This window comes from Kitasatospora setae KM-6054, from assembly GCF_000269985.1.
GTDB lineage: Bacteria > Actinomycetota > Actinomycetes > Streptomycetales > Streptomycetaceae > Kitasatospora > Kitasatospora setae.
The window spans coordinates 8,732,093-8,745,066 of record NC_016109.1 but is presented as its reverse complement, the minus strand read 5'-3'; the positions used below and the strand labels follow the sequence as shown (position 1 = coordinate 8,745,066).

The 12,974-nt window shown below is 71.8% G+C and carries 14 protein-coding genes; 11 read left to right on the top strand and 3 right to left on the bottom strand.

The window, feature by feature from the left end; genetic code table 11:
* Positions 1-16: 16 nt before the first annotated feature.
* The 8 genes from KSE_RS37800 (at position 17) to KSE_RS37765 (ending at position 6,765) form a co-directional block, all read left to right on the top strand.
* The gene (locus KSE_RS37800; RefSeq protein WP_014133202.1) at positions 17-211 is read left to right on the top strand and encodes a hypothetical protein; all 195 of its coding nucleotides are present in this window, start codon (positions 17-19) and stop codon (positions 209-211) included.
* 667 nt (positions 212-878) lie between these two features.
* Entirely contained in the window at positions 879-2,000 is a 1,122-nt protein-coding gene (locus tag KSE_RS39210) for a DUF6192 family protein (RefSeq protein ID WP_014133204.1), read from the top strand.
* Positions 2,001-2,003: 3 nt separating this feature from the next.
* Positions 2,004-2,432, top strand: a complete 429-nt coding sequence (locus KSE_RS37790) for a hypothetical protein (protein ID WP_014133205.1) — start codon at positions 2,004-2,006, stop codon at positions 2,430-2,432.
* 74 nt (positions 2,433-2,506) lie between these two features.
* On the top strand, positions 2,507-3,361 hold the full coding sequence (locus tag KSE_RS37785) for an IS5 family transposase (RefSeq protein WP_014133206.1): 855 nt from the start codon (positions 2,507-2,509) through the stop codon (positions 3,359-3,361).
* A 181-nt stretch (positions 3,362-3,542) separates the two neighbouring features.
* The gene (locus tag KSE_RS37780; RefSeq protein ID WP_033258912.1) at positions 3,543-3,944 is read left to right on the top strand and encodes a hypothetical protein; all 402 of its coding nucleotides are present in this window, start codon (positions 3,543-3,545) and stop codon (positions 3,942-3,944) included.
* 125 nt (positions 3,945-4,069) lie between these two features.
* Entirely contained in the window at positions 4,070-4,483 is a 414-nt protein-coding gene (locus KSE_RS37775) for a hypothetical protein (RefSeq protein WP_033258913.1), read from the top strand.
* Between the two features lie 339 nt (positions 4,484-4,822).
* Positions 4,823-5,662: an IS5 family transposase gene (locus KSE_RS37770; RefSeq protein WP_014133208.1), complete on the top strand. Its 840-nt coding sequence runs from the start codon at positions 4,823-4,825 to the stop codon at positions 5,660-5,662.
* Between the two features lie 263 nt (positions 5,663-5,925).
* Positions 5,926-6,765 (top strand): IS5 family transposase, encoded by an 840-nt coding sequence (locus KSE_RS37765; RefSeq protein ID WP_014133208.1) that lies wholly within the window; start codon positions 5,926-5,928, stop codon positions 6,763-6,765.
* Positions 6,766-7,083: 318 nt separating this feature from the next.
* On the opposite strand, the gene KSE_RS37760 is transcribed toward KSE_RS37765, so the two are convergent.
* Positions 7,084-8,112: a YncE family protein gene (locus tag KSE_RS37760; RefSeq protein WP_014133209.1), complete on the bottom strand. Its 1,029-nt coding sequence runs from the start codon at positions 8,110-8,112 to the stop codon at positions 7,084-7,086.
* 582 nt (positions 8,113-8,694) lie between these two features.
* Here KSE_RS37760 and KSE_RS37755 point away from each other — a divergent pair.
* On the top strand, positions 8,695-9,252 hold the full coding sequence (locus KSE_RS37755) for a hypothetical protein (RefSeq protein ID WP_014133210.1): 558 nt from the start codon (positions 8,695-8,697) through the stop codon (positions 9,250-9,252).
* Positions 9,253-9,287: 35 nt separating this feature from the next.
* Here the strand turns inward: KSE_RS37755 and KSE_RS37750 are convergent, their stop codons facing one another.
* Together KSE_RS37750 and KSE_RS37745 are read right to left on the bottom strand one after the other, a co-directional pair.
* Positions 9,288-10,802, bottom strand: a complete 1,515-nt coding sequence (locus KSE_RS37750) for an NAD(P)/FAD-dependent oxidoreductase (protein ID WP_014133211.1) — start codon at positions 10,800-10,802, stop codon at positions 9,288-9,290.
* An 82-nt stretch (positions 10,803-10,884) separates the two neighbouring features.
* Positions 10,885-11,466, bottom strand: a complete 582-nt coding sequence (locus tag KSE_RS37745; RefSeq protein WP_014133212.1) for a hypothetical protein — start codon at positions 11,464-11,466, stop codon at positions 10,885-10,887.
* A gap of 399 nt (positions 11,467-11,865) precedes the next feature.
* Here KSE_RS37745 and kdpF point away from each other — a divergent pair, with 399 nt between their 5' ends.
* On the top strand, positions 11,866-11,955 hold the full coding sequence (gene kdpF, locus KSE_RS39460; RefSeq protein WP_014133213.1) for a K(+)-transporting ATPase subunit F: 90 nt from the start codon (positions 11,866-11,868) through the stop codon (positions 11,953-11,955).
* Positions 11,956-12,167: 212 nt separating this feature from the next.
* Positions 12,168-12,881, top strand: a complete 714-nt coding sequence (locus tag KSE_RS37735) for a bestrophin-like domain (RefSeq protein ID WP_014133214.1) — start codon at positions 12,168-12,170, stop codon at positions 12,879-12,881.
* The last annotated feature ends 93 nt before the right edge of the window (positions 12,882-12,974 follow it).

Genomic DNA, 12,974 nt, shown 5'->3' with positions numbered 1-12,974 from the left:
GTGGAGCGCGGAGCGGGTGCTGGAGGTTCTGGCCAAGCACGTCCAGGTCAACGGCGACGGCCTGGTCCACGTCCCCGCGGTCGCGGTCACGGCCGCGCCGCCCGGCCTGGAGCCGCACCCGGAGCGGGCGCCGGTGCTCTACCGGGAGCGGCCGCGGTTCGGGCGCGACGAGGGCGGCGAGGGCTACGGCGGCCCGGCGCTGGACTGGTAGGAGCGGGTAGCAAGCGGCGGGGCCGTCACCGACTCGGTGGCGGCCTCGCCGCTTCGCTGTGCGGGCCCTGGCCCGGCGGGGTGCTGAGCGGCCGTCAGCGGGCCGTACGGGGCCGGGACGGAGCGCGGCAGGGGTCAGTGCCTGTGTCTGAACCCCTGTTTTGGATAGCCTGGAGCCCTAGCCTGGGCCGGTGTCCGAGGACAGCGGCCCGGTGGGCGGGCGGTGGTGCAGGTGCTGCGGCGGACGGCTGAGGCCGGAGTCGCCGCCCGGTGCCGTCTACTGCTCGGCGGCGTGTCGTGCCAGGCAGTGGCGGGTGGACTGCCGGTTGCGGAAGCGGGTGGCGGCCGAACTCAGCGGCGTCGGCCGGGTCGAGTGCCCGGAGTGCGGCGAGCGGTGGGTGGCCGGGGTGGACCGGCGTTCGAACGCGGTCTACTGCTCGCGGCGGTGCGTGATGAGGGCCTGGCGGCGGCGGAACGAAGCGTTCGGCGAACGGTCACAGTGACCGTTGAGCGAACGGCGGATGCGCCCAGAAACGGTCAACTCCGGTCAGCGGCAAGGCTTTTGTTGTGATCAGCTCACCGGCGGTCCGACTCTGCTGCCGGAAGCGGGCCGGTCCCGTCACGGCCAACGGCCGTGCCCGGCCTGCGAGTTGGTGGTGAGATTCCACATGGCTCAGGAGATCGAGACGACGGCCGACAAGGTCGGCAGCGTCAGCGCCAGCCGCTACGAGGAGATCGTGGCCCTGCTGCGCGAGGTGGTGGAGAACCAGACCCGCGGCCAGTTCACGATCGGGGACGCGGCGCTGGAGATCGAGCCGATGCGCGAGCCGGGAGGCTCGGCGCCGGCGGACGAGATGTTCAGCGTCAAGCAGTCGCTGGCCCGGCTGGCGGAGGACATCGGCCTGACCTTCTCGTCGGTCAGCGGCACGCGCTGGGTGGCGTCGCGGTGGCCGAAGGAGCGTCGGCAGCCGAAGGTGTCCTACACCGTCCACCGGACCCTGGCGGGCATAGCCGACGAAGGCGAGCGGTTCGCGGCGATCCTCACCCCACCGGGGAAGAAGGGCCGGTGGACGGCGGACGAGGCGAACCGGCGGGTCGGGCGGCAGGTCGAGATCCCGGTGACGCCGCAGGAGAAGGTCAGCGCGATCCACGCCCTGGCCAAGGACGAGGAGGTCGCCGCGACGGTGACCGGCGACTTCCTGCGCCGGCCCGAGGTGGTCGCGCAGGTCCAGCCGCAGGACCGCGTCCGGGTGGTGGAGGAGCTGACCCGCGACGACCAGGTCGCCGCGGCGGTCGCGCCCTCGTTCCTGCGCCGGCCCGAGGTGGTGGCCCGGGTCGCCCCGGCCGAGAAGGTCCGGGTCGTCCAGGAGCTGACCCGCGACGAGACGGTCGCCGCGGAGGTGACCACCGGCCTGCTGCGGCGCCCGGACGTCGCGGCCCGCGCGATGGCCGACGACACCGCCCGCCACCAGGTCAACCACGCCCAGGTCGAGCGGGGCCGCCAGGCCCGCGAGCACTTCGAGCAGACCAACCCCGTCGCGCCGGCGGTGAAGAACATCGACCGGACGGTGGAGTTCCTCGACCTGGTCACCGCCTGCCACGCGTTCGTCGCCGCTGCCGGCCGGGTGGTCCCGGGCCTTCGCGACCGGCAGCTGAGCGAGGACGAGCAGGCCGTGATCCGGGAGAACTGCGCGCGGGTCCGCGCCACCTTGGACTGGGTGGAGACCGCGGTGGACACCGGGAAGGTGGACATGGACGGCGAGCTGGCCCGCCTGCTCCAGGGCGAGTAGGCGATGCCCCGTGCTGCCCGCCGCAGATCGGCGGCCGCCGAGCGGCACGCCGACACCGTCCGCTTCGTGCTGTTCGAGGCGAGGCCCGCGGGCCTGGTCTTCGCCCAGCTCAGCCGGGCGTCCGGGCTGAGTACGAGTCAGACCCGCTCGGGGCTGGCCTGCCTGCGCGACACCATCGCCGAGCGGGGCTGGCCGCCCCTGATCTGGAGCCGGACCGACGGCTACAAGTTCTGCTCGGACCCCGTCGAGCTCCAGGCATACGAGGTCGCGGTGATCCGCGAGAAGCTCACCGAGATCCGCCGGTTCATCACCGGCGTCGTCGCCCCGCACGCTGTCCTGCAGCCCAAGGGCCGCTGGGTGAGGCACCTGAACACCCAGCTCAGCTCGGTGGAGTCCACCCTCGACGTGATCGCCGACTACATCGACGCGTGATCGTCACCCCCCTTCCGGGCCCGGCCGCCTTCGGCGGCCGGGCCCGCCAACAGCCCCTCGGAGAGGAGGAGTCGATGGCCCGCCGCCGCTGCTACCCCTCGGACACCTGGGACGAGGAGTGGAAGCTGCTGGAGCCGCTGCTGCCCGTCCCGGCCTGTGAGACGAAGGCCGGCGGGCGCCCGGAGAAGCACCCGCGCCGCGAGATCGTGGACGCGATCCGCTACGTCGTGGACACCGGCTGCAAGTGGCGGGCCCTGCCGAAGGACTTCCCGCCCTGGCGGACGGCTTACGGGTTCATGGCCCGCTGGGCGGCGGCCGGGGTGGTCGGCCGCATCCGCGACCAGCTCCGCCGACGCATCCGCCGGGACATGGGCCGCGGCCCGGAGGCGGTCGCCACGATCATCGACTCGCAGTCGGTGAAGGCCGCCGAGACCGTCGGGAAGGACTCGCGCGGCTACGATGCCGCGAAGAAGATCAACGGCAGGAAGAGGCACCTGGTCGTGGACACCAAGGGCCTGCCGCTGTTCGTGATGGTCACCCCTGCCGACGTCACCGACCGCGACGCGGCGAAGGAGGTGCTGTTCCGGCTCAGGTTGATGCACCCGGAGATCACGATCGTCTGGGCCGACTCCGCCTACGCGGGCCAGCTGGTGAGCTGGGCGAAGAAGTACCTGAACCTCACGGTCAAGACCGTCAACCGGCCCAAGGAGGCCAAGGGGTTCGTGGTCCTGCCCCGGCGCTGGGTGGTCGAGCGCACCCACGCCTGGGTGATGCACGCCCGCCGGCACGCGCGCGACTACGAACGGCTCGTCCAGCACTCCGAATCGCTGATCACCTGGGCCACGATCACCGTGATGACCAGGAGAATCACCCGGCGCAACTCCACCCGGACCGGACAGACGGCCTCCCGCGAAACCCAGCGGGACTGATCGTTCTCACTACCACCGCCGTCACTCGGTCCGGGACCGGGCCGCAGCGCGTCCGCAGTCCACTCTCCCACGGCCGCTGACCGCCCGTCAGGCCGTTCGCCGACGCCGGGTCGCTTCCTGCCCGATGATGTTGACCGCCAGGCAGCGAGGTGAGCGATCCGGACGGGAGAAGTGCACCAGCATGGAGCTGATCAGCGGCGCCGGCCTGCACTCCAGGCCCTGGCCGGAGCTGATGCCCGACGGGCGCCCGGCGCTGATCCTCCCCGCCGCCCCCGACCGCCCGGTGATCGCCCAGGACGGCTGGGCCGACCGCACCACCGCCTTCGACCCGGCCGCCGGGCCACAACCGGGCTGGTCAGCGGTCCTGGACGACTACCGGCTGACCCTCCACCGCCCCGGCGGGACGGCCTGGTTCGACGGCGAGATCGGCGCGGACCGGCACTGGCGCCGCCGCCTGCGTGACCACCGCACCCTGCTGCTGATCACCGGCCCGTTCACCGGCGTCTTCGACTTCCGGCCCGCGGCCGAGGCCGGACGGCTGTCCCTCCTCACCACCCCGGCCCGGCTCGCCAGCGACCTCTGAACCGAGCACGTCGAGGGGGCCGCCGACGGCCCCAACTGAGGTCCGGGCCTGGGAAGATGCCGGCAGGAACCTCCCGAACAGGTACCAGGAACTTTGCTATGAAATGAAACGGAGAGCGGCAAATCATGCATCTCGTCTACCTGGTTACCCCTGTTGGCGGTTCAGGCTGGCGCACATACGGCACGCGCCCCGGCTACTACGGCTCGGCAGCCGAGCTGGCTGTCCAGGTCGCAGATATCGCCCGTGCCGAGCACTTGGAATCGGGGCCGATAACCGTGCATGTGTGGATACATCGGGGAAGGGAAGAGCGCGACCAAGCCCCGGTTCCGGACAGTGCCACGGTGCACAGGTGTGCAGCGCCCGACCTTGCGCCCCCGGAGCCCCAGATCAGGACGAAGGTGACCTTTACAACCGTAGTCGTGTTTCTGTTGACCGCCTGGCTGATCATTCAGGTAGTGGCGCCGTGGCTGATCGCCATCTACGGGATGCTCTTCACTCCCCGCTTGCCCATCCAACCTGTGCCGCCGACCGCTCCCTGAGCCCTGGTCGAAGAGCCAACCGCAGGTCATGCAGAACGCCCCTGTTCCACCCTGTTCGATTTCCGACCAGGGCAGATCCTGTCAGGAACTTCGAAAACAGGTACTGACTGGGCGTTTCACCCGTAGTTGGGATGGTTGGTCTCGTTTTCCGGGGAGCTCGGGCTGCCGGCGTTCGGTGACGCTTGGGGTCCTGGTGGCAGGAGTGCCACTGTTACCCCTATGTCCGCCGGAACTGCGCGGTTCCTCCTGTCTCGTCCCAAGAAGTCGAGCCCACCGGCTTTTGTCTCTCGGGTGCCGCGAGCCCTGGGCAACGCGGCAATCCCGCAGTATGCCGTTGTCATGACGGATCGTCGACGGTATCCGAGCGACCTGTCCGACGCCCGCTGGGCCCTGGTCGAACCCACCCTCACCGCCTGGCGTCGGGCCCGCACCGAGCGGGCCCTCGCGTTCGGCCGCCCTCCCGAACACGAACTGCGCGACCTCCTGGACGCGATCCTCTACGTGGATCGCACCGGCATCCCCTGGCGCTACCTCCCGCACGACTACCCGCCGTGGGAGACCGTCTACGCCTACTTCGCCCGATGGCAGAAGGAAGGCGTGTTCGAGCAGCTCAACGGACTGCTGAGGCGTCTGGTCCGCACGGCTGAGGGCCGCGGTCCGGAGCCGACGGCGTGCATCGTCGACTCGCAGAGCGTGAAGACCTCCACGAACGTCCCCACCTCCTCGCAGGGCGTCGACGTCGGCAAGAAGATCGTGGGCAGGAAGCGCAGCATCGTCACCGACACGATCGGCCTGCTGCTGATGATCCTGGTCACCGCCGCGAGTGTGCAGGACGGCGCCGCCGGCAAGCAGTTGCTGACCGCGGTCGCCACCGAGCACCCCGCCATCCGCAAGGCCTGGACCGACATGGGCTACAAGAACGCCGTCGTCGAACACGGCGCCACCTTGGGCATCGACGTCGAGATCGTCCGCCGCGACCCTGCGACCAGAGGATTCGTCGTCCAGCCCCGCCGCTGGGTCGTCGAACGGACCTTCGGCTGGCTCATGAACCACCGCCGTCTCGCCCGCGACTACGAAGCCCTCCCGGCCCGTTCCGAAGCCATGGTCCACGTCGCGATGATCAGCCTCATGACCCGCCGTCTCACCGGCGAATCCACCCCCACCTGGCGCGGAACATGAACTCTGAACGCAGGGATGAAACGCCCAGTGACTGGGCGTTTCACCCGTAGTTGGGATGGTTGGTCTCGTTTTCCGGGGAGCTCGGGCTGCCGGCGTTCGGTGACGCTTGGGGTCCTGGTGGCAGGAGTGCCACTGTTACCCCTATGTCCGCCGGAACTGCGCGGTTCCTCCTGTCTCGTCCCAAGAAGTCGAGCCCACCGGCTTTTGTCTCTCGGGTGCCGCGAGCCCTGGGCAACGCGGCAATCCCGCAGTATGCCGTTGTCATGACGGATCGTCGACGGTATCCGAGCGACCTGTCCGACGCCCGCTGGGCCCTGGTCGAACCCACCCTCACCGCCTGGCGTCGGGCCCGCACCGAGCGGGCCCTCGCGTTCGGCCGCCCTCCCGAACACGAACTGCGCGACCTCCTGGACGCGATCCTCTACGTGGATCGCACCGGCATCCCCTGGCGCTACCTCCCGCACGACTACCCGCCGTGGGAGACCGTCTACGCCTACTTCGCCCGATGGCAGAAGGAAGGCGTGTTCGAGCAGCTCAACGGACTGCTGAGGCGTCTGGTCCGCACGGCTGAGGGCCGCGGTCCGGAGCCGACGGCGTGCATCGTCGACTCGCAGAGCGTGAAGACCTCCACGAACGTCCCCACCTCCTCGCAGGGCGTCGACGTCGGCAAGAAGATCGTGGGCAGGAAGCGCAGCATCGTCACCGACACGATCGGCCTGCTGCTGATGATCCTGGTCACCGCCGCGAGTGTGCAGGACGGCGCCGCCGGCAAGCAGTTGCTGACCGCGGTCGCCACCGAGCACCCCGCCATCCGCAAGGCCTGGACCGACATGGGCTACAAGAACGCCGTCGTCGAACACGGCGCCACCTTGGGCATCGACGTCGAGATCGTCCGCCGCGACCCTGCGACCAGAGGATTCGTCGTCCAGCCCCGCCGCTGGGTCGTCGAACGGACCTTCGGCTGGCTCATGAACCACCGCCGTCTCGCCCGCGACTACGAAGCCCTCCCGGCCCGTTCCGAAGCCATGGTCCACGTCGCGATGATCAGCCTCATGACCCGCCGTCTCACCGGCGAATCCACCCCCACCTGGCGCGGAACATGAACTCTGAACGCAGGGATGAAACGCCCAGTGAGCATCTGTCAGCATGGCGGGGACGGCCGCGAACCCTGCCGCAGGTCTCACCGGCGCCTCGGGGCCGCAACCTCGTCTTGGGGCGGCCTGTGGGCGCCGCGCGGTGAAGACCCGTGCCGAGGTCGGTGTTCCCGCCCTGGCCCGAGCGGCCAGCGGTGGAGCGTTCGCCGTGCCGGCTGGAACGCGGATCGGGAATCGGAGCGGTGCGCACCGCGGCGCGGACACCACCGCCTCTTCCGACAGCGCCTCGAAGCACCGGACCCAGGCCGGGCCGGGGTCCGGGTGGTTTCAGGGGGTGTACTGGAGGGTGGTGATGCCGTAGAGGTCGCCGCGCCGGCCGCCCGCGTAGACGAGGTGGGTCTGGGGGTCGAAGTCCAGTCCGAGGCCGTGCTGTTCGATCGGGGTGTCGGCGAGGACCGCGCGGGTGGCGAGGTCGACGACGGCCACCCGGTTGCGCAGGCTCGGTGACGGGTCGCCGGGCGGGCTGGTGGTCTCGGTGGTGAGGACGTAGGCGAGGCGGGCCTGGTCGTCGATGACGACGTCGTTGGGATGACCGGTCAGGCCGGTGACCGCGCGGACGGTGCCGTCGGCGGCGCTGCGGGTCAGGAGCCGGCCCGTACCGTCCTTGGCGCCGTAGAAGTACAGGTCGCCGGTGCCGGGGTCGGTCACGAAGGAGCCGGCGTCGGTGACGCCGGGCAGCCGGAGGTCCTCGTGCCGGGTGCCGTCGGTGCCGTAGGCGTGCAGGAGGGTGTCGGGGCCGGCGGGGGCGGTGACGTAGATCCGGTCGGTGCCGGGGACGACGGCGATCTCGCCGGTGCTGTCGGCGGGGAGCGTCACGACGGCGCGCTGCTTGCCGTCGGTGGTGCCGTAGACCATCAGGACGGCGTCGTGGCCGCGGCCGTCGCCGTCCTCGTCGTAGTAGGCGGCGACCAGGCCGCGGGTGCGGTCCAGGTCGAGGTCGGTGGTCATCGGCCCGGTGGGGCCGTTGGGCTCGGCGGCCTCGAAGAGGTAGTCGCTGTGGGGCCGCTGGCTCTTGCCGACGTACTGGCGGGAGAGCCGGGCATCGATCAGGTCCCAGGAGAACAGGTAGCCGGTGGTGTTGTCGATCGCGACGCGGGTGACCCGGTCGGTCTGGTCGGGTGCGATGAACAGGCCGGCGGAGTCGTTCTGCACGGGGATCCGGAGCCGTCCGCCCTGGAGCAGGTCGAAGAGGATCATCTCCTTGCGGGCCGAGTTGTAGAGCGCGTACGTGACCGAGGACATGTAGCGCTGGTCGCCTTCGGGCTTCCCGGTGTTCCCGTGGAAGCCCGGCTCCACCTCCGCGATCGAGGGCTTCGTGGCGCGCGGCGCGTGCGCTCCGGCGGGGGATCCGCTCGCGGAGGCGGGGCAGGCGACGCAGGCTGCGGTGCGCGGCGATCGCCGCGCACCGCAGCCGGCCGACTCGGAGGGACATGCGTTCGACTCCAGGAGGTGGCAGGGGATTCCGGGACCGCCGGGAGGACCTCACCGGCGGGGACGGTGCACAGCATCACCGGCGGGAAGGCCCGACCGCACCCGACGGCCGTCCCTCGCGCCGGATTGCACCCGGACGGCCGCGCTCGCCCGCGTTCCGTCATCTGTCCGGAGTGACGCAACCGGGACGATCCCGTATCGTGCGCTCCGCCCCCGGGACAGGTGGTCGCGGTCGGCACCCCGTTCACGGCTTTCGCGGACCGGGACACGAACGGCGAATGCGGGCCGCCGCCGGTGCCGGATGGTGCCATGGGGATCCACCAGGCGCTCGCGCGCCCCGACGCTCCGGACGCCCGAAGGGGCGGCAGGGCATCTGCGGCGGCTCCCGCGAGCGAGCCCTTCCCCCTCCCCGGCCCTCGTGCGCCGCCGAACACCCATGGAGTCCCGATGCGTACCCGTCCCCTCTCGCTGGCCCTGCCCCTGCTGCTCGGCGCCTCGCTCCTCCTCCCGGCCGCGTCTCCCGCCGCGGCCGGCGACGACGACGGCGCGAGCTGCCACGGCGCCTCCGGACACCAGACCTACGACCCCCCGCTGAGCGCGGAGCCGAAGACCACGACCGTGACCACCACCGTCCTGTACGAGATGTGCGAGCACTTCCCCGCCGAGACCGCGAAGAGCGTCACCACCCGCACCGTGCGGGCCAGTTGCGAAGAGCCCGACGACCTGGACGCGCTCACCGAGGTCACCGTCGTCTTCGACAGCACCCCCGCCACCTCCACCACCCTGAAGGGCACTCCCGAACGCCGCTCCCAGGACACCGCCGTCCTGAAGGGCACCGTGACCGCCGGCGAACACCAGGGCTGGCGCGGCGAGTACACCTTCACCCTCCCCAGGATCAGGACCGAGGAGTGCGAACGCGACACCCTCGCCCGCGCCGAACTGGGCTGGCTCGACGCGTTCATCGGCCTCTTCCCCGACCGCCGCACGACCGACCGCCAGAGCTGAGCCCACCGCGGACCCCGCTGCGACCCGCCGCCGGATCAATCGCCGGAGGCGCCCAGGCGGGGCCGGCTGGCGGTGTAGTAGGCGTCGAGCATGTCGGCGAGCTCGGGGAAGGCGGGGATGTAGGCGAGGACTTCCGGCGGCGGGGTGATGGTGTCGTGGGTCCGCTCGGCGACGGCCCGGTACTTGGCCTCGTACATCTCTTCGAGGTGGACGGGCCATTCGACGGGCAGCGACCAGTTCCACTCGTGGCCGACGGCCAGGCGGTGCACGGTGGCGTGGCGGACGGTGTCCCGGCGGTCCATGGTCTGGATCGGTGGCCGGGTCGGCCGGAAGAGGTCCATCTCCGGTGTGGGCGGCGTTCCGTCGAGGATCCGGTCGGCCAGCCGGGAGGCCAGGAGCGGGGAGGTGTGCAGGCCGTCGCGAAAGGTGCCGGTCATCAGCCACAGCCCCGGCAGGAGGGTCTCTCCGAGGAGGGGGTGGCCGTCCAGGGTCATCGGCCGGTTCCCGACCCTGGTGGCGGTGATGTCGCTGAACCACAGGTCCCTGCGCAGTTGCCGGGCGGCGCAGTCCAGCAGGAACGCCAGGTCGCGGACGCTGGGGTCGCTGCCCGGGCGGGGCCGGGTGGTGTTGGTGGCGCCCACGTAGACCCGGTCGGGACCGCGCGGCACGGTGTGCAGCCCGCAGCCGAAGGAGCGGTTGGGGGTGCGCACGACGCAGTCCGGCGGGGCGGCGGCCGGGCCGTTCGACAGGACCACCGACACGCCGAACCCGCTGATCAGCCGGGGTACGGGGGCGCTGACCTCGGGGGGCAGCGAGTCCATCAGCGCCTGGGTGCCGACGCCGGCGGCCAGCACCACCCGGTCACCGGCCAGCACCGTCCCGTCGGCCAGGGCGATCCCGCCGGCCCGGCCCGCGCCGTGGACGACGCGGACGGCGTGCTCGGGGACCAGGACGCCTCCCAGCCGGACGACGGCGCGGTGCAGGACCTTGAGCAGCGCGCCGGAGTCGACTCCGTGCTCGCGGGGGAGGAAGAGGCCGGCCAGCGGCCGGGCGGTCGGCTGCGGATCGAGCCAGGGGACGGCCTCGGTGGGATCGACGCTCTCGAAGGGCTCCCCGTGGAGCTCCAGCGCGGCGCGGATCGCCGTCATCGCGGTGTCGTCGATCTCCGCCATGCCGATCGTGTTGTGGATGACGAGCGTTCCCCGCGCGCACCGGACCGTTGCGCCGCCGTCCTCCTCCAGTCCGGCGAGCCAGTCGTCCCACAGGCGGGCCGCGAGCACGTCCATCTCCAGCCGGGCCCGCCCGTGCGCGGTGGCCGTCGTGGTCGCGGTCACCTCGCCGAAGCACCCGTTCATCGCCCCGGACGCCGTCGACGCGGCCAGCGGCCGGTTCCCGTCGCCGACCACCGCCACCCGCGCGCCCCGCCGCAGCAGCACCACCGCCAGGGACATCCCCAGCACCCCGTTGCCGACCACCACCACGTCGAACGCCTGCCCGCCCCGGCCGCCCGCCCCGGGGGTCTCCGTCGTGTCCGGTTCCCGACTTCCCACAGCAAGTCCTTTCCTCCCCGGGCGGATCCGGGGGTCGTCCTCGACTCCGGCGGCGCGTCTCGGCGTGCTGTCGGTGCCGGGTTCAGCCGATCAGGAGGTCGGTCACGGCGACGGTGCCGGAGACCGTGGCGAGTGCGGCCTCGCAGCGCAGGACCTGTTCGGACGGGGTGACGCGTACGTCGGTGAAGGGCTGTCCGGCGAACAGGCCCGAGACGACGGTCCCGCTGCCGTTGCCCACGATGGTGGCGCCGACGAAGGTGGCCGTGTACGTGCCGGTCAGGGTGGAGGTCTGGCCGGTGTTCCAGGTGATGGTCCGGGTGAGCGTGCCGCTGCCCGCCAGCTGGCCGCAGGGGTAGGGCGTCGGCACCGGCACCACGAGGGACGCCGTCCCGGAGGTGACGGCGGTGCCGGGCGCCGCGCAGGGCGTCAGCACCTCGGAGAGCGTGATCGTGGTCGGGGCGCCCGCCGCGGTGAGCGGCGGGGCGTAGGTGCTCGTCGCGGTGCCCGGGCAGTCGAGCAGGGACCCGGCGGCGCGGGCCGGCGGGGCGGGCAGGACCAGCGCCGCCGCCGCGAGCAGCAGGGCGAGCAGCAGCGGGAGCGCGTTCGGCGGGCGGCGGGGCCGTCGGCCCCGGAGCCTCGGCGGTACGGGCGAGCGGGGATCCACGTGTCCTTCTCTCCTGGCGACGACCGTCGTGGGGGGGCGTGGCGAGAAAGTACTGCTCGACACGCCCCGCGTCACCACTTTCCGCGTTTCATCGATCGCGGAAAGTGACGAAAGGAGTGCGGGTGGATCGGCGGCGGCGCCCTCCCCGTCGCCGGGGCGGGGCGGGGTGGATCAGCCGGCGGATCAGCCGGCGGGCGGAGCGGACGGGCCGCCCGGGTCCCGGCGCGCGTACGAGGCGGTGAGGCGCGCCACGCCGTCGGCGGCCCACCGGGGTCCCGTCGGAGCCGCGACGCGCGGGCCCGGCCGCGGGCCGTCTTGGCGGTCGGCCCGAACGGGTAGACCCCCGGGGCGGGAACCGTGCCCGGACCCGCCGTCCGCACCGAGGAACACGAGGCTCCCATGGGCGTCAGGACAATCGTCGGCCTGATCGTGGCCGTCCTGCTGGTCGTCTACCTCATCCTGTCCATCAAGTACCCGGACCGCTTCTGACCCGGCGCGGCCGGCCGCACGGGTCGTTGCGTGACGCGCATTCGCTGACGAAACGTCCGGTGCGCGAGGCCCCCCGGTGGCGGGGTGGGACGGCTCCGGGCCGGTTCCCGGCGGGGCCGGGGGCTGGGCCGTCCAGGGGAAGGGGGTGAAAGCCCTCATGGGCGCGGGAAGGGATGCGCTCGTCCGTCCGTCGCCCCTCCTCCTGGAGTGCCATGGACATCCGGCTGCTCAACACCTTCGACACCCCCACGCTGGCCGTCCTCGTGGTCGGGGTCATCGTGGCCCTCTCCGTTCTCGCCGTCCTGCTGGTCCGACGCCGCTACCCGGGGCTGGCCGAGGGCGAGCACAACGACATGATCGGCACCGTCCTGGGCATGTTCGGCGCGATCTACGGGATCATCCTGGCCTTCGTGATCGTGACGCTCTGGACCCAACTCGACACCACCAACACCATCGTGGCCTCGGAGTCCACCGCGGCCGCCACCCTGGTCCGCGACGCGGGGGCCTTCCCGCCCGCCGAGCGGGACCGGATCCGAGAGGCCACCGGCGCCAACCTGCAGGCCCTGTACGACGCCCTCCAGTCGTATGAGCCCGGCACCGAGACCGAGAAGGCGTACTACGGCCAGGCGACCGGCCAGCTGGACGAGATGGTCCTCCAGAGGCGAGCCCGGATCGCCATGGCCACCAAGGAACTCCCGCTCCTCCTCCAGGTGCTGGTGTACGGAGGGGCCCTCGTGATCATCCCTCTCACCTTCCTGTGCGGCGTCCGCAGCCGACGGATGCAGGTGCTGTTCGTCGGCACGGTCGCCATGCTGATCGGCTTCAGCCCGCTGCTCACCCTCGTCCTCGACCGCCCCTTCTCCGGAGACCTGAGCGCCTCCTCCGGCCCCTTCAAGGAAGGCGCGCTCACCCAGTTCTGGAAGTGAGCGCACGGGTTCCGTCACCACACCCGCGCGACGCAACCACGCAGCCGCGCAGCCGCGCAGCCGCGCAGCCGCGCAGCCGCGCAGCCGCGCAGC